Annotated in this window: 22 protein-coding genes; 18 read left to right on the top strand and 4 right to left on the bottom strand. The window is 62.2% G+C overall.

Going from position 1 to position 21,371, the window contains the following annotated elements:
- The first annotated feature begins 20 nt into the window (after positions 1-20).
- From ACSMXN_RS10270 to ACSMXN_RS10285, 4 genes are all read left to right on the top strand, one after another.
- Positions 21-968 (top strand): NADP-dependent oxidoreductase, encoded by a 948-nt coding sequence (locus ACSMXN_RS10270; protein ID WP_022912567.1) that lies wholly within the window; start codon positions 21-23, stop codon positions 966-968.
- 175 nt (positions 969-1,143) lie between these two features.
- Complete coding sequence (locus ACSMXN_RS10275) at positions 1,144-1,344, top strand: hypothetical protein (RefSeq protein WP_027139262.1); 201 nt, start codon at positions 1,144-1,146, stop codon at positions 1,342-1,344.
- Between the two features lie 71 nt (positions 1,345-1,415).
- Positions 1,416-2,777 carry a flotillin family protein gene (locus ACSMXN_RS10280; protein ID WP_022912569.1) on the top strand — a complete coding sequence of 454 codons (1,362 nt, stop codon included), beginning with the start codon at positions 1,416-1,418 and terminating at the stop codon, positions 2,775-2,777.
- A gap of 229 nt (positions 2,778-3,006) precedes the next feature.
- Positions 3,007-5,064 carry an acyltransferase family protein gene (locus ACSMXN_RS10285; RefSeq protein ID WP_022912570.1) on the top strand — a complete coding sequence of 686 codons (2,058 nt, stop codon included), beginning with the start codon at positions 3,007-3,009 and terminating at the stop codon, positions 5,062-5,064.
- A 76-nt stretch (positions 5,065-5,140) separates the two neighbouring features.
- On the opposite strand, the gene ACSMXN_RS10290 is transcribed toward ACSMXN_RS10285, so the two are convergent.
- Both ACSMXN_RS10290 and ACSMXN_RS10295 read right to left on the bottom strand, forming a co-directional pair.
- Positions 5,141-5,536: a hypothetical protein gene (locus tag ACSMXN_RS10290; protein WP_022912571.1), complete on the bottom strand. Its 396-nt coding sequence runs from the start codon at positions 5,534-5,536 to the stop codon at positions 5,141-5,143.
- Positions 5,537-5,576: 40 nt separating this feature from the next.
- Complete coding sequence (locus tag ACSMXN_RS10295) at positions 5,577-6,050, bottom strand: MarR family transcriptional regulator (RefSeq protein ID WP_027139263.1); 474 nt, start codon at positions 6,048-6,050, stop codon at positions 5,577-5,579.
- A 189-nt stretch (positions 6,051-6,239) separates the two neighbouring features.
- Between ACSMXN_RS10295 and ACSMXN_RS10300 the strand changes: the two genes are divergently transcribed.
- The gene (locus ACSMXN_RS10300; RefSeq protein ID WP_196811209.1) at positions 6,240-6,680 is read left to right on the top strand and encodes a DUF5313 family protein; all 441 of its coding nucleotides are present in this window, start codon (positions 6,240-6,242) and stop codon (positions 6,678-6,680) included.
- 19 nt (positions 6,681-6,699) lie between these two features.
- On the opposite strand, the gene ACSMXN_RS10305 is transcribed toward ACSMXN_RS10300, so the two are convergent.
- Positions 6,700-7,170 carry a hypothetical protein gene (locus ACSMXN_RS10305; RefSeq protein ID WP_051148808.1) on the bottom strand — a complete coding sequence of 157 codons (471 nt, stop codon included), beginning with the start codon at positions 7,168-7,170 and terminating at the stop codon, positions 6,700-6,702.
- 193 nt (positions 7,171-7,363) lie between these two features.
- Positions 7,364-8,320: a D-2-hydroxyacid dehydrogenase family protein gene (locus tag ACSMXN_RS10310; protein WP_027139265.1), complete on the bottom strand. Its 957-nt coding sequence runs from the start codon at positions 8,318-8,320 to the stop codon at positions 7,364-7,366.
- A gap of 214 nt (positions 8,321-8,534) precedes the next feature.
- Here ACSMXN_RS10310 and ACSMXN_RS10315 point away from each other — a divergent pair, with 214 nt between their 5' ends.
- The 13 genes from ACSMXN_RS10315 (at position 8,535) to ACSMXN_RS10375 (ending at position 21,354) form a co-directional block, all read left to right on the top strand.
- Positions 8,535-8,975, top strand: a complete 441-nt coding sequence (locus tag ACSMXN_RS10315; RefSeq protein ID WP_022912575.1) for a MarR family transcriptional regulator — start codon at positions 8,535-8,537, stop codon at positions 8,973-8,975.
- 69 nt (positions 8,976-9,044) lie between these two features.
- On the top strand, positions 9,045-10,793 hold the full coding sequence (locus ACSMXN_RS10320) for an MFS transporter (protein ID WP_051148822.1): 1,749 nt from the start codon (positions 9,045-9,047) through the stop codon (positions 10,791-10,793).
- A 128-nt stretch (positions 10,794-10,921) separates the two neighbouring features.
- The gene (locus ACSMXN_RS10325) at positions 10,922-12,040 is read left to right on the top strand and encodes an amidohydrolase family protein (protein ID WP_022912577.1); all 1,119 of its coding nucleotides are present in this window, start codon (positions 10,922-10,924) and stop codon (positions 12,038-12,040) included.
- Positions 12,041-12,111: 71 nt separating this feature from the next.
- Complete coding sequence (locus ACSMXN_RS10330; protein WP_022912578.1) at positions 12,112-12,714, top strand: TetR/AcrR family transcriptional regulator; 603 nt, start codon at positions 12,112-12,114, stop codon at positions 12,712-12,714.
- Between the two features lie 98 nt (positions 12,715-12,812).
- Positions 12,813-13,706 carry a cyclase family protein gene (locus ACSMXN_RS10335; protein WP_155958299.1) on the top strand — a complete coding sequence of 298 codons (894 nt, stop codon included), beginning with the start codon at positions 12,813-12,815 and terminating at the stop codon, positions 13,704-13,706.
- A 113-nt stretch (positions 13,707-13,819) separates the two neighbouring features.
- Entirely contained in the window at positions 13,820-14,368 is a 549-nt protein-coding gene (locus ACSMXN_RS10340; protein ID WP_022912580.1) for a TIGR03086 family metal-binding protein, read from the top strand.
- A 19-nt stretch (positions 14,369-14,387) separates the two neighbouring features.
- The gene (locus ACSMXN_RS10345; protein WP_022912581.1) at positions 14,388-14,972 is read left to right on the top strand and encodes an NADPH-dependent FMN reductase; all 585 of its coding nucleotides are present in this window, start codon (positions 14,388-14,390) and stop codon (positions 14,970-14,972) included.
- A gap of 80 nt (positions 14,973-15,052) precedes the next feature.
- Positions 15,053-15,544: a winged helix-turn-helix transcriptional regulator gene (locus ACSMXN_RS10350; protein WP_022912582.1), complete on the top strand. Its 492-nt coding sequence runs from the start codon at positions 15,053-15,055 to the stop codon at positions 15,542-15,544.
- 10 nt (positions 15,545-15,554) lie between these two features.
- Positions 15,555-16,700, top strand: a complete 1,146-nt coding sequence (locus tag ACSMXN_RS10355) for an acetyl-CoA C-acyltransferase (protein WP_022912583.1) — start codon at positions 15,555-15,557, stop codon at positions 16,698-16,700.
- 140 nt (positions 16,701-16,840) lie between these two features.
- The gene (locus ACSMXN_RS10360) at positions 16,841-19,123 is read left to right on the top strand and encodes a xanthine dehydrogenase family protein molybdopterin-binding subunit (RefSeq protein WP_022912584.1); all 2,283 of its coding nucleotides are present in this window, start codon (positions 16,841-16,843) and stop codon (positions 19,121-19,123) included.
- A gap of 4 nt (positions 19,124-19,127) precedes the next feature.
- On the top strand, positions 19,128-19,592 hold the full coding sequence (locus tag ACSMXN_RS10365; protein ID WP_022912585.1) for a (2Fe-2S)-binding protein: 465 nt from the start codon (positions 19,128-19,130) through the stop codon (positions 19,590-19,592).
- Positions 19,589-20,422 carry an FAD binding domain-containing protein gene (locus tag ACSMXN_RS10370; protein ID WP_022912586.1) on the top strand — a complete coding sequence of 278 codons (834 nt, stop codon included), beginning with the start codon at positions 19,589-19,591 and terminating at the stop codon, positions 20,420-20,422. Before ACSMXN_RS10365 ends, ACSMXN_RS10370 begins: the two co-directional genes overlap by 4 nt.
- Complete coding sequence (locus tag ACSMXN_RS10375; protein WP_022912587.1) at positions 20,419-21,354, top strand: NADP-dependent oxidoreductase; 936 nt, start codon at positions 20,419-20,421, stop codon at positions 21,352-21,354. Before ACSMXN_RS10370 ends, ACSMXN_RS10375 begins: the two co-directional genes overlap by 4 nt.
- Positions 21,355-21,371 lie beyond the last annotated feature (17 nt).

Below are 21,371 nucleotides of genomic sequence, written 5' to 3' on the forward strand. Positions count from 1 at the left end.
TCGACGAAACGGAGTTTCCGATGGCGAAGGCAGTGCGGTTCGACAAGTACGGCGATGTGGACGTCCTATACGTCGCGGACGTAGACGTACCAGCCGCCGTGGCAGGCGAGGTTGTTGTCAAGGTGGCGGCAGCGGGCATCAATCCAGGAGAGGCATCGATCCGAAACGGATACCTCGAGGCTATCTTCCCGAGCACGTTTCCTTCTGGCGAGGGCAGCGACCTTGCCGGTGTCGTCCATGCCGTTGGCGAGGGCGTCACCGAGTTCTCGGTCGGGGATGAGGTGCTGGGCTGGTCCGACCGGCGTTCGAGTCACGCCGAGTACGTCACCGTGCCGGTCGAGCAGCTCATCAGCAAGCCCCCGAACATGCCATGGGAGGTCGCCGGATCGATGTACGTCGTGGCGGTGACCGCGTACGCCGCAGTGCGAGCGGTCTCGGTCAAGCCCGGTGACACGGTGGTCGTATCCGCTGCGGCGGGAGGCGTCGGTTCACTGGTGGTGCAGCTGTTGAAGATCAAGGGCGCGAACGTCATCGGCATCGCTTCGGAGCCGAATCACGCTTGGCTGACTGAACATGGCGTTACGCCTGTGAGCTACCCCAAAGGCGGTGCGGATGTAGAGAGCCGAAAGGCGTTGGCGGATCGCTTGCGGGCAGTGGCGCCGCAAGGCATCGATGCTTTCATTGACCTCTTTGGCCCCGAATACGTGCATCTTGCTGCTGAACTCGGTATCGCACCCGAGCGGATCGAAACCATCATCTCGTGGGACGCTGCGCGTGAGTACGGTGCCAAAACCGAGGGTAGCTCGGACGCATCGACAACAGCGGTGCTCGCCGAGATGGCCGGGCTTGTAGCCTCCGGCCAGATCGAGCTTCCGATCGCGGCGACCTTTTCCCTCGACGAGGTAAAGCAGGCGTACGCCGAACTGGAGAAGCGGCATACGCGGGGCAAGATCGTCCTCATTCCGTAATCCACCCGCAAAAGGACCCGGATCGTGTAACGCTCGGCACCCCACGGGTGCCGAGCGTTACACGATTCGGTCGGCGGGTTTAGCAGTTCGGCGAGGTTTAGCAGTACCGAAGGACTTCGTGCATTCCCGAGCCCTGAACGGGCTCGCGAGATATTCTTGGCTACGTGGGAACCCGGTGATCGGCCTAGTTGGAACGCTCACTTTGCCCTGCCGCGGAGAGGACGGTCCCGGCGAGGTTCAGGTTTCGATTCGAGGCGGCACCGAGCGCTTCATCGCCCTGTCCGAGACGCCGTTGGCGGTCGGGACCCGGGTCCTTGTGATCGATACCCATCCGCATCGCACGGTCACGGTCGTGCGGTGGGAGGGTATGGATTGAACTCGTCCTGCTCGCCCCGAGCGGTCGACTGTCTACTCGGTGTGCCGAGGTAAGAAGAAAGAAGCGGTTTCATGTTTGGATATAAGGTGCCTGAGCCGGACGAGGCAATGCTCATTTCCGGAGGCAAGGGCAACGACGGGGACGCACCGTTCCGGGTGGTCACAGGTCACGGGGCATTCGTCTTGCCACTATTCCGGAAGGCCCGGTTTCTTTCCTTGTCGATGGCCGAGGCCGAAGTGACCGAGGCTTGTGTGACCAGACAGGGCATCGCGTTGAACGTGCGGGCGGTCATCGCGTTCAAGGTGGGCAACGACACGGAGAGCATCGTCAACGCTGGTCAGCGGTTTCTCTCCGATCAGAACCAGATGTCGGTGCTGGTAGGCCGCATCTTCTCCGGTCACCTGCGCTCGATCGTGGGTTCGATGACGGTTGAAGAGATCGTCACGGAACGCCAACGGCTGGCCGAAGCGGTGCTGGACGGATCCGCGATCGAGATGGCGAAGATCGGATTGACGGTCGATGCGTTTCAAATCCAGTCAATTGATGATCAGAAGCTGGGCTACATAACGGCGATGGCCGCGCCGCACAACGCTGCGATACAACGGCAAGCGCAGATCGCCCAGGCCCAGGCGAACCAGGCGGCGGCCGAAGCCGAGCAGCAGTCCCAACGCGCGCAGGCCGAATATCAACGGCAGACGACGATCGTGCAAGCCCAGCTCGCCGCCGAGGTTTCAGTCGCGCAAGCCAAAGCAAATCAGGACGCAGCTGAAGCAGAGCAGCAATCGCAACGAGCGCAGGCCGAGTTCACGAGGCAAACGAGCATCGTGCAGGCTCAATACGATTCGGAAGTTTCGGTCGCTATTGCGAAGGCCAACCAGGCAGCGGCCCAAGCAGAGCAGGAGTCTCAGCGTGCGCAGGCCGAGTTCACTCGCCAAACCTCCATCGTGCGGGCAAAGGCCAAGGCCGAGGTCGATACCGCGGAATCTGAGGCAAGCCAGGCTGGGCCGCTCGCGCAGGCAACAGCCCAGCGCGAAGTGCTCGCGGCTCAGACCGAGCTCGCTACCCGCAATGCGGCCCTGCGGCAGCAGCAGCTCGTCGCAGAGGTCGTCAAGCCCGCGGAGGCCGAGGCTGAGCGTATCCGCGTACTTGCACTTGCCGACGCAGAAAAGACGCGGATCCAGGCAGAGGCCGCGTCGTCAAACAACAGGGTCGCGCTCGACCAGTTGCTCATCGAACAGTTGCCGATGATCGTGCGCGAGGCGGCACAGGGTCTTTCCAAGGCGAACGTCACGGTCTTGAACGGCTCCGACGGCCTCGGCGAGATCGCAGCCGGCTTGGTCAGCCAGGGGCTCGCGATCTTTGACTCCGTCCGCGGCGGGATCGGTAGTGCAGGTGAAGCCAATCCCGCTTCGAACACGAAATCCCTCGAATAGAGGCTGTGCCGACTTTCACCGCACGCCGTTGGGCGTGACGTCCTCGTGCTTCGACGGGCAGGGTATAAAGTCAGCGTCTTGCCGATTTTTGGACTGGCGTAAACGCCGGTCCGCCAGGAGCGCAAATTCCTCGGGTTTTCGGCATCCGTTGACGGCAGCGAGTTACATCCGACCTGCCGTCAACGGCTTTGCCGGGCGCGGATGTGCAGGTCACAGGGGGAGTTGCCGGATGACGGTCGTAGCGGAGGGATCCGACATCGGCCCTGCGCTACCCACCAATCGACTTGCCGGGCTAGATGGTCTCCGTGGTCTCGCGGTCGCGGCCGTGGTGATGTTTCATCTGGACTCAGCTCTGCTGCCTGGTGGCTTTCTCGGGGTTGACGTGTTCTTCGTGATCAGTGGTTTTCTGATCACACGGCTGCTGCTTCTCGAGATCGTCGACAGCGAGCGGCTGCGGCTCGGACGCTTCTATGCGCGCCGAGCGCGACGACTGTTCCCGGCTGTGGCCGTACTACTGGTCGCTGTCATAGCGAGTTCATTGGTGTGGAGTGATGAGCGTTCGACACTGCACGCAAGCGTCGCCTCGAGTCTCGGATACGTCACAAACTGGTGGTTGATTTTTGCTCATCAGTCTTATTTCGTCTCGACCGGCAGGCCGCCCATGCTGCAGCACCTGTGGTCGCTGGCCATCGAAGAGCAGTATTACCTGCTTTGGTCGGTCGCTGTCTTTCTGCTTGCGGTCAGATCCCGTCGCGGGCGTCGCAAGCGCTCGGTCGCGTCGGCTGTTCGCCTGGTGGGGGTGAACGCATTCATCCTCGCTTTAGCCTCAACCTTCGCCATGACAATCCTTGCCGTGCGGACGGAGGTTCCCTACGTCAGCGACTCATCGCGCGTTTATTTCGGGACGGACACTCATAGCATGGGTCTGTTCCTCGGCTCGGCGGCGGGAGCCTGGTTCGTATTGCGGTCGTTTCGAACGCCCGCGGATCTCACCCGCGCTCGGCGGGCGCCTATTTGGGCAACGGACTCCATGGCATTGCTCGGTCTCGTGGTGCTGTGCTGGCAGTTCAGGCATCTGAACGAATACACACCGGGGTTGTACCGAGGCGGCTTTCTGGGCATCTCGGCTCTCACCGTGCTCGTCGTGTGCGCTGTCGTGCGTCGCGGAGGGGCGCTTGGGCCGATCATCGATCGGCAGCCAATGCGTTGGGTAGGGGAGCGGTCGTATTCGATCTACCTGTGGCACTGGCCGGTGGTCGTGGTGACCCGTCCGGGCATCGATCTGCACGGTCCGGTGCTGCTAATCGATGCTGCTCGACTCGGCCTGATCCTCGTCCTTGGTGCGGCAAGCTATCGCTTCGTGGAGCGCCCACTACGCTCGGTGAGTCGACGCCGAGATTCGATTCGCAGCAGTGGGAGCGCCGAGCCCGAGGGTGTCATCGTCACCGCCTCGAGGATGTCGACTGAGCGGCCAGCTCCGATCACATCCAGACCAGCGGGGCCGCTCAATCGGCCGGCTCCGGGTCCGGGCGTTGCGCATGGGCTCCTTGCCGGCGCAACCGCTCTCATCTGCGTCGCTGTGCTCACCCTGTCCGCGGGTGCTGCAGTAACTGCCAACGCGGGAAATGCCAATGCCGGCACGCTGAACGCGCGCAGCGACCGCCCGTCGTCGGCATCGACCCTGGCGCCCGACATCCGCAGTTCGCTGCCTTCGACTCCCGCGCATCCGCGGGTCAACTCGAGCGCGGCTCGGCAGCCGGTTACGCGTCCCGGGGCGCCACCTCATCGTCTTGCTCCGAGTACAGCAGAGCGCCTCGCGCTGCCCGTCGTCAGCGCCTTCGGGGACTCGGTTCTTCTCGGGGCAACAAGCGCCCTGCTCGCGCTAGATGGCCGGGTAAAAGTTGACGCCGTCGAAGGTCGGCAGGCCTATGTTGTCCTCGACGAGATCGCAGCCTTGCATCGGACTGGCCAGCTCGCTCCGACAGTCGTGATCCACACCGGCAACAATGGTGTCATCAATCCGGCGCAACTGTCGTCGACGTTGTCGATGCTGCGTGATCGGGCTCGGGTCGTTCTGGTAACCGATCGGGTAGCACGTGATTGGCAAGATCCGAACAATCGAGCGATCCGAACAGCTGCCCATCAATTCAGCAATGTACGGCTAGTTGACTGGAATTCAATCGGCGGCTCACACCCCGCATGGTTCTACGGCGACGGCCTCCATCTAAATCCTGCTGGTGCGGCCAGTTATGCGCAGTTGATCATGGCCGCAGTCAAGAGAGTCTGACGGCCCGAATCGTGTAACACCCGGCATCCCTACGATGCCAGGTGTTACGCGATTCGGAGGATGGGTGGCGATTCGCTCAGCCTGCGTCGGCCAAGGCAACGAGTGCGGTCAACTCGTCATGCAGCGTGGCTTTGACCTCATTTGGTTGCGCTCCGGAGGCTATCGGCAGGGTCATCACGATGACGCTGCCGCCGCCTGGACGCGGAATCACCCGCAGATATGCGCCGCCCAGCACGCCTGGCGCGACTTCGCGAACGTAATCCACCGTGCCGGCCTCCGGGTGCGCATCGACGCTGACCGAGAACTCTCTCCCAGCCTTGGTTATCACCCATCCAGACGTGGCGTCACCGCGCACCGAGTCAGCGAAACCAGGCGCCCACTCGGGGAGTTGATTCGCGTCGCCCAGTATCTCGATGACCTGGCCGCGCTCGGCGTTGCACTCGGCGCTACCGCTCTCTGTTCGGTTCGACATAACCCCATGCTCCCACCGCATGCGGTCAAGTGCTCCGCGGTTACGTCCAGTCGTCTCGCTTCAGGCCGGAAGCGACAGCGGCCTTGTTGATGCGTGTCAGCACCTGATGCAGGGTCTCAAGTTCGGCGATCGTCACGTCGAGTTTCTCCACTACCTGAGCGGGGATCTGCTCGGCCCGGCTGCGTAACCGCTTTCCAGCAGGCGTGAGTTCGATACGGAGTTGGCGCTCGTCTGCCTCGTTGCGGGTTCTAGTGACCAGCGCTGCGGCCTCAAGACGTTTGAGCAGCGGCGAAAGTGTCGCGGGATCCAGCTGCAACGCGCTAGCAAGGTCCTTTACCGTCATGGGCGTCTCGCCCCAGAGCGCGAGCATGACCAGATATTGCGGATGCGTGAGGCCCATCGGCTCAAGGAGCGGTCGGTAAACGGCAAGGACACTGCGGTTGGCAACGGCCAAGGCGAAGCAGACCTGCCGCTCGAGTGCAAGCGAATCGTCGGGCATCGTCTTGGTGGGCATCGTCTTGTCGGGCAACGTCTTGTCGAGCAACGTCTTGTTGGGCATCGTCTTGTTGGGCATAGGTCGGTCTCCTCAGGCTGGCAGCGGCGGCTGTTCAACGAGCCGAAGGTCAGGCGTACAATTAATGAGTGCACTAACTGTTAGTGTACCTGCTATATGAAGGCCGTTGAGATGGGTGCTCGAATAACTGTGACTGAATCTGAACACGTCTCCGTTCCGGCGATCCGTCGGCCAACGCCATGGCGTTGGTTGGCCTATGCATACGGCGCTGGTCTGCCCGAGCGCAACCGTGGCTGGGTGTGGATGGACACGACTGGTAAGACCTGGGTACTCAGGCAAGTGGTTCGATCGCTATTGCAGATGGCGCCCGTCGTCGCCGGCATCTTGGTCTTCGTCCCGGGACCCTTCTGGATACGAGCGATGAGCGCGTTCGGCGGCTTGGTGATGGGCTTCATTTTCGCGCTGGGCTACATCGTCGAGACCACCGAGCACCGCCTTGTGAAAGCTGGCTATCCGGTGGGTACGGGCGAACGAGTTCGTGAGCAGCGCTCAACGGCGCAACGCTCTCGCGGCACAGCTCGAAGGCGAGAGAAGATGTTCGAACGCATGGACAGGCGCGAGCACCGCTGACACCACGGCGGCAAAGGCGTCAAACCAGATGGCCTAGCGCTCGGCCGACGTCGCGCCAGAAGTTCTCACCCAAGACCACCAGACCAGCGACCGCCGCACAGATCACCACCACGTCGACCGATCGACGACCCTGCTTTGACCAATAGACGTCCTTCAGATGTAGCCACAGCGCGAACTCGTCCAGCGTCAGCGCGGCCCCGATCCCGAAGAAGATCGCCACCACGGTTCGTGCTTCGCGCAGGTGCAAGGCGTTGGAAAGGTAGCCGGTCACGATGAGCAACAGGATGCCCGGCACCAGGTGGTGCAGGTGAGTGCCGCCCACGCTGACGTTGCGAAACGGGCCATGACCAGCTCGGATAGCGTGCGTGATCACGCGGACCAAGATGAACGTGATCAGAAACGACACCAGGATCCAAAAAGCCTGCTCCTTACCGGCCGCGACAATATGAGTGTCGTAGCCGTGGTGCAGGTCGTGCCTGAAGCGTGCCATGCCGCACGGTAACAAGAACGCGTCCTGTACATGTTGAGCGACGGGCTCGCACGACCAGGTTGGGGTCAGATCGGCAGCGATGTGCTGTGTGGCGCGTCCTAGTCAACGGAACGTAGATGTCTTCTCCCCGATCGACACGAGCCGCGGTAACCAGACAAGTCTCGGGAACTAGACGAGTTCTGCTAGGCAGGCCTCAGGCGAGTTCACGAACGGGAGCGCCCGCGCCGAATGCGACGATGTCCTCGACAGCGTCGGCGTAGAAGGTCTGGTATGCCTCCGTGCAGACGTAACCGATGTGGGGTAGCAGCAATGTGTTCGGCATCGTGCGCAACGGATGATCTGTGGGCAAAGGTTCAATGTCGTATACGTCGAGCGCGGCTCCGGCGATGGATTGACGTTCAAGCGCGCTCACCAGGGCCGTCTCGTTCACGATCGGTCCGCGAGCTGTGTTGATGAGAAATGCGTGCCGAGCCATCAGATCCAGCTCGGCGGCGCCGATGAGGTCACGCGTTGTGTCGGTCAGGGCCATATGTATTGAGACGAAGTCGGACCCGGCAAACAACTGCTCCTTGGTCACGGCCTGGACGCCGGGAACCGCCGCCGCGCGCTCGGCCGTCAGATGCGGACTCCACGCCGTCACGGCCATGCCGAAGGCCTGGGCGAGGACGGCTACTCGACTTCCGAGCCGACCGAGCCCGACGATTCCCAAAGTGCGCCCGGACAGTCCGGGGCCGATGGTCTCCTGCCAGCGGCCGGCGCGCACATTGCGGTCCTCTTCGACGAAGTGTCGCGATAGGGCAATCATCATCCCGAAGGTCAGTTCCGGCATTGAGTTGCCCGCGCCCCCGGTGCCGCACACGGTAATGCCGTGGGCACGGGCGGCAGGGATATCTATCGATGCGTTCGCCATGCCCGTGGTCACCAACAGCCGTAGTTCTGGTAGCGAGGCCAAAGTTGTCGCCGAGAATGCTGTGCGCTCTCGCATCGCGACGACGACCTGAGTGTCGCGCAGGCGTCGAACGAGGTCTCCGGCATCGTGGAGATGTTCGGTAATGACGTCGATGTCGTACGCGGCCTCGACCTCGGACCAATCCGCACTCGAAAGCGCAACACTCTGATAGTCGTCTAGGACGGAAACCCGGGGTCTCATATCGGCCACGATAGCGAGTCCACGTTGAGAGTCTCGGCGTTGACCAGCGTTGGCCAGCGTCGACAAGCGTTGACCCAAGCGGGCGACGACAGCGGCTGTGGCACACCTCACGGAGCCACTTTCACCAGCCACGCACGCGAAGAGCTCGATTGCAGAGACGGGCGCGCAGTAGGCGATCTAGCAAGGAGAAACTTATTAGTTTAGCCTTCGCATCGTGACTGAGACGGTGGATGACATCGCCCGTACGGCGGGTGCGCTGCGTGCCAGTCTCGGGTTGATGTTCCGCCGCATGAGACAGGTCCACGTCGACGGCGAGCTCAGCCTGCCGGAGACTTCGGCGCTCGCTCGACTCGACCGCGACGGCTCGTCGACACCGACTGTGCTGGCAGGTTTTGAGCAGATCAGCCCCCAGTCGATGGGCGCAACGCTGGCTGGTTTGGAGGCCAAAGGACTTGTGTCTCGAGGACCGGATGCCCTGGACGGACGACGCGTCGTGCTTTCTATTACCGAGGCCGGTCGCCAAACCTTGCTTGGTAGGCGCCGGGAGCGCACCGAACTGATGGCGCAGGCGCTGGCCAGCCATTTCACTGAGTCCGAACGCAAGCAGCTGCTAGCCGTGGCGCCGCTGCTCGAACGTCTGGCGCAGGCCCTTTGACGAACATCACGCCCATCGAACTCGCGGCCCCGCCTGTTGCGAAGCAGGCCTCACTTGAAAGTGCAGCTCATGTCTAGTGACCTAGCGACCAAGCCGGCGATCGCTCACGATCGATACAAGTGGGTCGCCTTGAGCAACACCACACTCGGTGTTTTCATGTCGACGCTCGATGGCTCAATTGTGATCATCTCGCTGCCGGCGATCTTTCGTGGCATAAACCTTGATCCGCTAGCACCCGGCAATATCAGCTATCTGCTGTGGATGATCATGGGCTACCTGCTCGTGCAGGCGGTGCTGGTGGTCACGTTGGGCCGGCTGGGCGATATGTACGGCCGGGTGCGAATTTACAACGCCGGCTTCGTGGTGTTCACCTTCGCTTCGATCATGCTCTCATTCGATCCGTTCGAGGGCGCGCACGGCGCTCTGTGGTTGATCGCCTGGCGCATTGTGCAGGCAGTCGGCGGTGCGATGCTGATTGCAAACTCCGCTGCGATCATCACCGACGCCTTCCCGGTTGATCAGCGGGGACTTGCGCTTGGCATCAATCAGATTGCAGCCCTGGCCGGCCAATTCATTGGTCTGGTCGCCGGCGGCATACTGGCGGCGTGGGACTGGCGCGCAGTCTTCTGGGTGAACGTGCCGGTCGGGATCTTCGGCACGATATGGGCCTACCGCAGTTTGCGCGACTCCGGCGAACGTCACCCGGCCAAGATCGACTGGTGGGGCAACGTGACGTTCGCTTTGGGGACGACGCTGCTGCTCGCCTCTATCGCCGCTGGCATCCAGCCGCACGGTGGCCACGCCATGGGGTGGTTCAATCCGCGAGTCTCCGGTGGCTTGATCCTTGGAATCGCACTTCTGGTCGCGTTTTGGTTGATCGAAAGCCGGGTTGCCTCTCCCATGTTCAACCTCGCCTTGTTCAAGATCAGGGCCTTCGCCGCCGGAAACGCGGCCAGCCTTTTCGCCTCGATCGCGCGCGGCGGCCTGCAGTTCATGCTCATCATTTGGTTGCAGGGCATCTGGTTGCCGTTGCACGGCTACGACTATGCAGACACCCCGCTGTGGGCCGGCATTTTCCTGCTCCCGCTGACGATAGGCGTCTTGATTGCCGGGCCGGTGGCCGGATATTACTCGGACAAATTCGGCGCCAGGGCTTTCGCGACGTCTGGAATGTTGGTATTCGCAGCCAGTTTCATCGGCCTGATGCTGTTGCCGATCGACTTTCCGTACTGGCAGTTTGCCGTATTGATCGCGCTCAACGGAATCGGCAGCGGCATGTTCTCGGCTCCGAACACATCAGCCATCATGAGCAGCGTGCCCGCAGATCAGCGCGGCGCGGCCTCCGGTATGCGATCTACCTTCCAAAACTCGGGAACCTCCCTCTCGATCGGAATCTTCTTCTCCCTCATGATCGCTGGGCTGGCGGACTCGCTGCCCCACACGCTTACTACGGGCTTGCAACAGCAGGGCGTTCCGACCGCGGTCGCGCAGCAGGTCGCTCAGCTACCACCGGTTTCGTCGCTGTTCGCTGCCTTTCTCGGCGTCAACCCTATGCAGCATCTGCTAGCGCCAACCGGGGTTCTGTCGACCTTGCCCCAGGTAAACGTTGATCTACTCACCGGCCGACACTTCTTCCCGCACCTCATTTCTGGGCCGTTTCACCACGGTCTGATCATCGTTTTTGCAGCGGCGGCGACTCTTGCGGTCGCAGGTGCTGCGGCCTCGTTGCTGCGCGGACCGCGGTACGTCGATCTCCCCGTGTCGAAGACGGTGGCGATCCCCGGGGTACTGCAGGTCGACGCGCCAGAGCAGATCTGACTCGGAGCTCGATACAACGGCTACCAGACGGTTCCTTGAAATTGGCTCTTTCATTAACCCGCCGCCCGGGGTTAAGGTAGCGACGACCAATACTTTCGAGGCAGCTGAACGATCCGCTGGGAGTTCTGATGAAGATCTGGGCCAATTCCGGTGACTCGCACTATTTCGAGCCGGAGGACTTGTACAGCAGCGGCTTGCCGGCTGCGCTTGCTGAACGGATGCCTCGGTCGGTGAAGTCAGAGGACGGCACGTCGGAGACGATCTACGTTGACGGCAAGAGTTTCACGCGGCCGATGCCCAAGATTCAGACGGTTAAAGGTAAAGGCGGACAGACGCTCGTGGAGGCCCTGAGGGCACCGGGTGCGTATGACATGAAAATCCGACGTGCCGACTTAGATCAAGAAGGCATCTGGGCAGAGTTGATCTACCCGTCAGTCGGTCTTTGGAACTCGATGATTACCGATCCGGTGCTGGCCCGCGAGGCGGTCAAAGTCGCCAATGATTGGGCAGTCGACATCCAGCAGAACAACGTCCGCCACGTCATGCCTGCTCAGATTTCGCCTTTGGACGTCGACGATGCGGTCGCCGAAGTTCAACGAGTGGCGGGCATGGGGATCAAAGCGATCAACCTGCCGTGTACCACGCCGGAAGGTACGCCGGACTTCAACCGTCCGTACTGGGAGCCCCTTTGGGCGGCAATGGAAGAGACCGGCATGGTGATGGCCGTACACACCGGTGCTGGTGGTGAGGAGGCCGTCTTCTTCCACGGCCCCGGTGCCGGCACGGTCAACTATTTGTGGGCTTCGTACAGCGGCATGACGATGGCCGCGTTTATGGTCGCCTCGGGTGTGCTGGATCGACACCCCGGACTCAAGCTGGTCATCTCCGAAGCGGGTGCTACTTGGGTGCCTTTCGTAGGAGATCGATTGAATGAGGCCTACCGCCAGCACAGCGATTTCATCCGCGACAGCCTGACGCGCCTTCCTAAGGAAATTCTGTTCGACCAGGTCTATGCAAGTTTCCAGCACGACGAGTCAGCGGTCGAAGCGTTGACGGCGATGGGCTACAACAATGTGATGTGGGGGAGCGACTACCCCCACATCGAAGGCACATTCGGCCACACCCAGAAAACACTGCATGAGCTGTTCGACGACCAGCCAGAGTCGGTTCGGCACCGTATTACCCAAGGCGCGTTTCTGGAGCTGTTCCCGCACGTCGGTCAGAGCCCACTCGAAGGCAAGGAGTAGCAGAGCACGCCACGCCTGGTCGCGGTGACCGGTAAAGCGCCGCGCCCGGCGTCTGACCGTAAGCTGCCCGAATGACCACTGCGAATCGTGGTCGGCCTCGTCTCTACGACCGGTCGACCGAACTGCAGATGCTGCTTGACGCCGCCATTTCGGTGTTGAAACGTAATGGGTTCCGGGAGGCCACGCTTAACGACATCCTCGACGAAGCAGGTCTGGCCACTCGGGCGTTCTACCGACATTTCGAATCCAAGAGCGATCTGATCATGGCCATCCGTCAGCAGGACGCAGAGTTCGCGGCCGCTCGCATACGCAAGCGAATGGCGACGACGCAGTCACCATGGCAGGCAGTCGAGGTCTGGGTGGACGAGATGCTCAGCATGGTCTTCGACGCTCGACGGGCCCGGCGGATCGCGATGCTTGGTGCCGAGGTCAGGAGCGCCGACGTGGACGCTCACCATGACTATTTTGGCAGCATCATGAGTGCTCCGTTGGTGACCGCGATCGAGCAGTGGCAGGTTGAGTCCGGTGTCCTCACGAATGCGAAAGCCGACGCGCTGTCAATCTATGCGGTCTGTCTCGACACGATCCGCGGCTGCCGGACCGAACGATTCGGCTTCACAAAGGACGAGGCGGTCGCGCATGTGCTGCGTTTCTGTCGTCCCGCCATGTCCTGATCCGGATCGAATTCGGGCTCCGCGCGGAGTGAGGGCTTCGTGCGATACTGCCACGGGGTACGACAGGGACGGCCTGCGAATGAGAGTGAGGTTCTGGTTTGCCGGAGGCAACAGCACAATCCAACGAATCCAGCTGGCTTCTCGAGCTTGCCGCCCGTGCGCAGTTTGGTGCGGAAGATCGCAGGGGAACGGCTAACTATCTCACTGTTGAATCGCGGGCGCGGGCAGTCCAGGCTATGACGACGGGCGCCGTTGTCAGCCTCGCCCGTCCGCTGGTTAACGCGCCAAGCGCTCGCCGAGACGGTCGTCCAACCATGTCCGTCGAGGTGTTCGTCACCGGATCCGATGTTGCTGCGATGGGCTCCGATCACGTCGAGCTCGACTGTCACGGGTTGCAGAACACCCACCTCGATGCGCTGAATCACGTCGGCATCGGTGGTACCTGGTACGGCGGCTTCAGTCTGGACGACCCCGACTCGCCCTCGGTCCTCGATCTGGCAAACGCGGGTCTTATGACGCGCGCCGTACTAGCCGACATTCCATCGATTCGCGGGACCGATTGGGTGGCACCGGACGCCCCGGTTACGGGCGCGGACATAGCCGAGGCGCTCGCACAGGCGGGGGTCGCATTCGAGCCGGGGGACGCCTTGTTGCTGTACATGGGTCGCGATCGGTACGAAGCGGCGGGCCACACGTATGACATGAGTGCTCCCAGTCCTGGTCTCGGTGAAAGTGGCGTCCGATGGATCGCTGAGCACGAGGTCAGCATTCTGTGCTGGGACTTCTTGGACGCTCCGAAGACGACCAGCCCGGTGAGCACGGCGCATTCGCTTATCTGGGCGATTGGTCAGTTGCTGATTGATAGTTGTGATTTCGCTTCGCTCCGGGCGTCGATGCCCGCCGGTGGGGGAGTCGCTGGCGCACTCGTAGTTGCGCCCCTCGCACTGCCTCACGCCACCGGTGCCAATGTCAATCCGCTCGTGATTCGGTGATGGTTCAGAAGCGTTTGGTCACAAGCGTTTGGCTCGGTACTCGAAGCGGCTGGGGAGAGCGCGGTGAGCGAGTTCACGATCGATGCGTGGTCACTGCGCGGTAGCGTGACGCCATGTCGACCGGGATTGCAATCTACCAAAGAGTAGTCGGTCATTTCACCGACCTCGTGGACAGCGTTGAGGGCGAGCAGTGGGCAGCGCCGACGCCGTGTGAGGGCTGGTCGGTGCGCGACCTGCTTGAACACGTTGTGCTGCGTGACCAGCGCATCGCCAACACGGTGGGCGGACCCGAGGTCGCGGCGTTACCCGACGATGTCGACCTGGCCGCTGCGTGGCGAGATCGAGTGAACTGGTGGGCCGAAGGTCTGGCCGATCCCGCACGAATCGGAGTCGAGTACGAGACCGCCATGGGCACGATGACGTTCGAGCAGTTGACCGTTCGCTTCATGACCGGTGAGCTGACCGTGCACACTTGGGATTTGGCCAGAGCCCTGGGGGCAGACGAGCAACTGGACACCGAGGCGGTGTCTGTCGCATTCGCAAATATGCGCGGGGCCTCCGACATGTTGCGCCGCCCGGGTGTCATGGGCCCGGAGCTCGAGGTACCGAGCGACGCTGACGAACAGACCAGATTCATCGCCTTTACCGGACGAAGAGTGTGACGTACTAAATCGGAGTGGGATGACGCGAATCGCAATCATCGTCGGTAGTACCCGTGAGGGACGCTTTGCAGACAAGCCAGCGACCTGGGTGGCGCAAAGGCTGGCCGAGCGTGAGGTCGTGCAGGTCGATCTGATCGATCTGCGCCACCATCCGCTGCCCTTCTTCGACCAGGTGGCGCCGGCTCGCACTTTACGTGAGTATTCGACTCCAGAAACCGAACGGCTCGGGCAACGAATCGATGATGCCGAGGGTTTCATTGTCTTGACCCCGGAGTACAACCACGGCTATCCGGCAGTGTTGAAGAACGCAATGGATCACACGTTCATCGAGTGGCGACGAAAGCCGATCTCCTTCGTGGGTTGGGGCAATGTCGGCGGCGCGCGGGTCATCGAGCAACTGCGTGGGGTGAGTGTCGAGTTCGAGATGGCTCCACTGCGGCATGCCGTACACATTCTGCCCGAGCAGATGGTGCCGGCGATGCAGGCGTCCGAGCCGTTCGACATCGCCGTCTTTGCCGCTCTGGAAAGGCGGCTCGCGCTCCTCATCGACGACTTGCTCTGGTGGGCCGATGCCCTGACGGCCGCACGGGTTGCCGCAGGCTGACCAGAGAGCTGCGCCGGGGCCGAAAAGATCTGGCGGCGAAAACCTGGCTTAGTTAGTCATAAGTCAGGTAGGCTCGGTTCGTGGATACCGTAAGGATGACGGGACAGCTGGATCCGCGCAGCGGGTGGAGCGCGGACGGTTGCTCGATCGGTCGGGCGCTCGAGGTGGTCAGTACCCGTTCGGCACTGTTGATCTTGCGAGAGGCGTTTTACGGCACTACCCGATTCGAGGACTTCGCCAAACGTGTCGGTATCAGCCAGCCGGTGGCAGCCGCGAGACTGCGTGAATTGCTCGACGCGGAACTGTTGCAACGAGAACCCTACAAAGAAGACGGGCAGCGGACCCGACAGCACTACCGGCTCACGGAAAAGGGAGCAGATCTCTTTCCGGTTTTGGTTGGCCTGATGCAGTGGGGTGACCGATGGCTAGCCCCGTCGGGAGGTCCAGTGGATCTCCAGCACCGAATCTGTGGCAGCACAGTCACGTTGGAACTGTCCTGCGCCGAAGGCCACCACCCAGCTATCGATGAGTTGGACTTGGTGAGTAACAAGCTCATCAAATCGAACGAATGAAGGAGTCGTCATGAGAGATGCGGTAATCGTCCAGGCAGTACGCACGCCGACCGGAAAACGAAATGGTGGGCTGTCGGCAATTCAACCGACCGACCTCTCGGCGCATGTCCTCCGCGCGCTGGTCGAACGAGCTGGCGTCGACCCGGTGCTCGTCGACGACGTCGTGTGGGGCTGTGTCGCGCAGATCGGCGAACAATCGGTCGACATAGCTCGAAACGCCGTTCTGGCCGCCGGGTGGCCTGAGAGCGTCCCGGGAACGACCGTTGATCGCCAATGTGGATCTTCCCAGCAGGCGGTCAGCTTCGTGGCTGCCAGCGTTATCGCCGGCCATTATGACCTGGCTGTTGCTGGTGGGGTCGAGTCGATGAGCCGGGTGCCAATGGGATCAAGCACCCAGGGCGCGTGGCCCTTCGGCGAAGGCTTCCGCAGCCGATACGGCGACAGCGCTCCCAGTCAGGGTGACGGAGCCGAGATGATCGCCGAGCGTTGGAAGTTCAGTCGCCAGCAACTGGACGAGTTCAGCCTGGCCTCGCATGAGAAGGCCGCGCACGCTCAGGACGAAGGACGGTTCGCCAACGAGATCGCCGCTGTTATCAACCCTGAGGGCACGAAAGTCGATGCCGACGAGGGAGTTCGTCGAGGTGGCACGGTGGATAGCATGGCGAAACTGCGTCCGGCCTTCCGCCCCGACGGTGTCATCACGGCTGGGAACGCTTCGCAGATCAGTGACGGTGCGTCCGGAATGCTCATCACTACCTCTGAAAAGGCGGCCGAGCTCGGCTTGACTCCGCTTGCGCGAGTGCACACCTGTGTTGTGACCGGTGATGATCCGTATCTGATGCTGACCGGACCGATCCCGGCCACCGCTAAGGCGTTGGCAAAGAGCGGGCTGAGTATCGATGACATCGGGGTATTCGAAGTCAACGAAGCGTTTGCGCCGGTGCCGCTCGCATGGCTGGTCGAGACAGGGGCCGATCCCGCACGCCTGAATCCCAACGGTGGGGCCATTGCCCTCGGTCATCCGCTCGGTGGCAGCGGCACCCGGTTGATGACCACGATGCTCAATCACATGCGAGCCCACGGCATACGCTATGGGCTTCAGACGATGTGCGAAGGCGGCGGTCAAGCGAACGCCACGATTCTCGAACTCCTTTGAGTTCTAGCGCGGCATTGCCACAAAATCGGGTCGACAGGATCCTTCGGAGGTTCTCGCTGTTACCGTGAGAAGCGGCCGAGCCCCGCAGCCGCTTAGGTAGCTGTCGGCGCTCGGTCCCGGCGACTACGGCAGGAGCAGAATTGTCCATTCTCGGTACCCGAGTGGTGCGCACCGAAGACCCAAAATTTCTCACCCGAGGCGCCACTTACACCGAGGATCTGGTGGACGATCGCCTTGATGGTGCAGCCTTCGCGACCTTCGTCCGTTCGCCGGTCGCACACGCCCGGATCGTCGGGATCGATGTCACTCAAGCGACGCAGACTCCGGGGGTCATCGGCGTAATCAGTGCAGCTGACTTGACCGAACTCGCCGGACAAAAGCCGATGATGCCGATGTTCCCGACCGAGATGGCGCAGCCGTTGCTCGCCGAGGGGACTGTCCGTTACGTTGGCGAGCCCGTTGCCATGGTGCTCACCCGCGATCGGTACGCCGGGCCCGACGCGGCGGAGCTAGTCGATGTCGACTACGAGCAACTGCCGGTAGCCGTTCACCCCGCCGATGCTGCGAAGGGTGACGTCCTGCTCTTCCCTGAGTGCGGCACCAACGACGCGTTCACCTCAGGCAAGCCGTTCGATGATTCCTTCTTTGACGACTGCGAGGTGGTGATCACCCAGCAGGTCGAGAATCAGCGGGTGGCCGCGGCACCGTTGGAGGTACGGTCTGCCGCCGCGGTTTGGGGCACCGATGGCCGGCTCACCATCTGGTGTCCGAATCAGGGCGCCCAGGGAACCAAGACAGCGCTCGCAGGCATGCTCAAAACCGCGCCGGACAGGATTCGGGTGATCACGCCGGACGTCGGTGGTGCGTTTGGAGCGAAGTTCGGCGCGGACCCTGAACAGGCAGTGGTGGCATGGGCTGCTCGGCGATTCGATATGCCTGTGCGGTGGGTTGAAACGCGATCAGAAAACATGCTTGCAATGACCCACGGGCGCGCGCAGCACCAGACCGTCACGATCGGCGGCACCCGAGATGGCCGGGTTCAGGCGTACCGCCTCGACTTGCTGCAGGACTCAGGCGCCTACCCGCGTTTCGGTGCGATGCTGCCATCACTCACCGTCCTGATGGCCACCGGGGTGTACGACATCGCGCGGCTCGAGAGCCGAATTCGTAGCGTAGTCACAAACACGACGCCGGTCGGTGCGTATCGAGGCGCGGGCCGTCCCGAGGCGACAGCGGTGATCGAACGGGCCATGGACCTCTACGCCACCGAAATCGGCATCGACCCAGCAGAGATTCGGCGCCGAAACTTGATCCCCCCGTTCGATGAGCCGCTGCGGACGTTGACGGGAGCGCTGTACGACAACGGCAATTATGAAGCCGCACTTGATCTGGTACTTGCTGCCGCGGGTTACGCCGATCTCCGGGCTGAGCAGGCCAAGCGCCGCGATCGAAATGATGTCCTTCAACTCGGGATCGGTCTGTCGACATATGTCGAGATCACCGGCGCCGGCGGCGAGGCCGGCGCGCCCCGGGAAAATGCCGTCGTGGAGGTTCATCCCGACGGCTCGGTAACAATTCTCACCGGCACCTCCCCGCATGGCCAAGGCCATTCGACGGTCTGGGCAATGTTGGCAAGTGAAGAACTAGGCGTCCCGATAGAGTCGATCACCGTCAAGTGGGGCGACACGGACCTCATCCCGGAGGGCGGCGGGACCGGGGGTTCGCGCAGCCTGCAACAGGGCGGGGCTGCTGTTCGCCAAGCCAGCCAGGAGCTGCTCGATCTGGCCAAACAGCGAGCTGCTGAGCTCCTCGAGGTGGACCCTGCCGACCTGGTGGCGGATCCTTCACTGCCGGGCCTGATGGTGCGCGGTGTGCCGCAAGTCGGCATCAGCTATGCGGATTTGGCTGAGAGGGAGCCACTGCGAATTCGCTCCATCTTCAGCGCACCTGGCGCGACCTATCCGTTCGGCGCACACGTCGCGGTCGTCGAGGTCGACGTCGAGTCGGGGAAAGCCGTTCTGCAACGCCTCATTGCGGTCGATGATGCCGGTACGGTGCTCAATCCGCTGTTGGCTGAGGGACAACGGCACGGTGGACTTGCGCAGGGCGCAGCACAAGCGCTTTTGGAGGAGGTGCTCTACGACGTCGATGGCAACCCGACCACCACCAACTTCGCCGACTACCCGATCGTCTCGGCAACCGAGTTGCCGAGTTTCGAGCTCGTCGACATGGCGACCCCGACCAGCTATAACCCGTTAGGGGCAAAGGGAATCGGCGAGGCCGGCACGATCGGTGCGACGCCTGCCGTCCAGAACGCGGTCATCGATGCGGTGGCACATCTTGGAGTACGGCACATAGATATGCCCACCACACCACAACGCGTCTGGTCAGCGATCCAGCAAGCTCAAGCCGGAAAGGCGTAACCGAATGCTCGTCAACATTTCTGTCAATGGACAAGCCAGCACCGATGAGGTCGAACCACGGCTACTGCTCGTTCATTACCTGCGCGAGGTACGCGAGCTGCGCGCTACCAACATCGGTTGTGATACGACTTCATGTGGCGCGTGCACCGTTGAGCTCGACGGTGAAACCGTGAAATCGTGCACGGTGTTGGCGGTGCAGGCTGACGGCGCCGCGATAACGACCCTTGAGGGCCTGAGCGGTCCGGGAGAAGAGTTGCATCAGATGCAGGCAGCCTTTCGGGCTTCGCACGGACTACAGTGCGGCTTCTGCACACCGGGAATGGTGATGGCGGCCATCGGCGTACTCAAGGACAACCCGCACCCGACAGAGGAAGAGGTACGCATCGGTCTCGAAGGCAACCTCTGCCGATGTACCGGTTATCACAACATCGTTCAGGCTGTTCTCACCGCTGCAGGAGAAGCGGAATGATCCCCGCTCAGTTTGACTACGTGCGCGCTGAGTCAGCTGCCCATACCATCGAGCTGCTGAGCGAGCACGGTGAAGACGCCAAGCTCATTGCAGGCGGCCATTCGCTACTGCCTATGATGAAACTCAGACTTGCCTATCCGACCGTCCTGCTCGATGTCGCCCGCATCGCCGAGCTTTCCTATATTCGACTCGAAGGTTCTGAGGTCGCGATCGGTGCGCTGACCAGGCACGGTGTTCTCGCCGCTTCGCAGGTACTGCATCAGGAGGTGCCGCTGTTGTCCCGGGTAGCCTCCCTGGTCGGTGATCCTCAAGTCCGCCATCGGGGCACGCTTGGCGGCTCCCTGGCTCACGCTGACCCTGCGGCTGATTTGCCGACCGCCATAACGGTGCTCGAAGCAACGCTGATCCTGCAGGGCCCCGGCGGCAAACGTGCTGTGCCAGCAAGCGACTTCTTTCTCGGCTACTTCGAGACCGCGCTTGGCCCGGACGAGATGATTGTCGAGGTTCGCGTCGAACGAACGGGCGACAGTCCGTGGGACTACCAGAAGTTCACCCGCCGCGCGAACGACTGGGCCATCGTCGCGGCCGCAACCGTACGTGGACGCGTGGCATTGGCCAACATGGGAAGCGTGCCGATTCGGGCTCTGGCCACCGAGCAGGCTTTGGCTGCTGGGGCGGACTTGAGCGCCGCGGCTGAACTAGCCGCTGACGAGACCGCCCCGGTAGTGGATATGCATGCGAACGAGGAGTATCGCAGACATCTCGCGAGGCTCTTGACCCGGCGGGCGCTCCAGCATGCTGCAGCGCGGACACAGAATGTGGCGTTGTGAAGGCAATCGGCCTGTGGCAATTCGGGGGGCCGGAGGTTCTCGAGGAGATTGACCTGCCGGAACCACATGCAGGTCCTGGTCAGGTTCGGATTCGGGTTCAGGCTGCTGCGGTCAATCCCACCGACACCGGCTTCCGTGCGGGCGTTTCTGCCAAAGAGCTCGCCTCGCTCGAGCGCCCCTACGTTCCTGGTATGGATGCGGCGGGCGTCATCGATGAAGTCGGTGACGGCGCCGATTGGCAGCTCGGCGACAAGGTGATGGCAATCGTGCGTCCATTCATCGCGCTGCGCGGTGCTTACGCAGAGCAGATCGTGGTGCCTTCGGAGTCGGTTGCCCGCGCGCCGGCGAATTGCGACTTCATCTCGGCGGCGACCTTGCCGATGAACGGCCTGACGGCACGAATGGCCCTGGACATGCTGGCGCTTGCCCCTGGCCAGATTCTTGGTGTCACGGGCGCAGCGGGCACCCTCGGCAGCTACGTAATACAAATGGCAAAGGCGGAGGGTCTTCAGGTCATCGCTGATTCGTCCGAGGCTGACGAGGAACTTGTCCGTGGCCTCGGTGCAGACCATATCGTCCGCCGTGGTCCGGGTGTCGGCGAACTGATGCGCGGGATTGTGCCCGACGGAGTGGACGGCCTCGCCGACGGCGCCGTGATGGACGCTGCGATAGTGCCGGCCATCAAGGACGGTGGCGGCCTCGCCGTCGTAAGAGGTTGGGGTGGTGAACCCGGACGCAATATCACAACGCACAACGTCAGGGTTCGAAATTATGCAACGGAGCAGAAGCGGCTTGACGGTTTGCGACAACAGGTCGAAGACGGTGTGATCACGCTTCGGGTGGCCCGAACCTACCCGGCAAAGCAAGCAGCAGAAGCTCATCGCCAGCTCGAAGCCGGCGGTACCCGCGGACGAATCGTCCTGGAGTTTTGAGGGCCGGCTTACGTAGC

Source organism: Parajatrophihabitans canadensis (assembly GCF_053764775.1).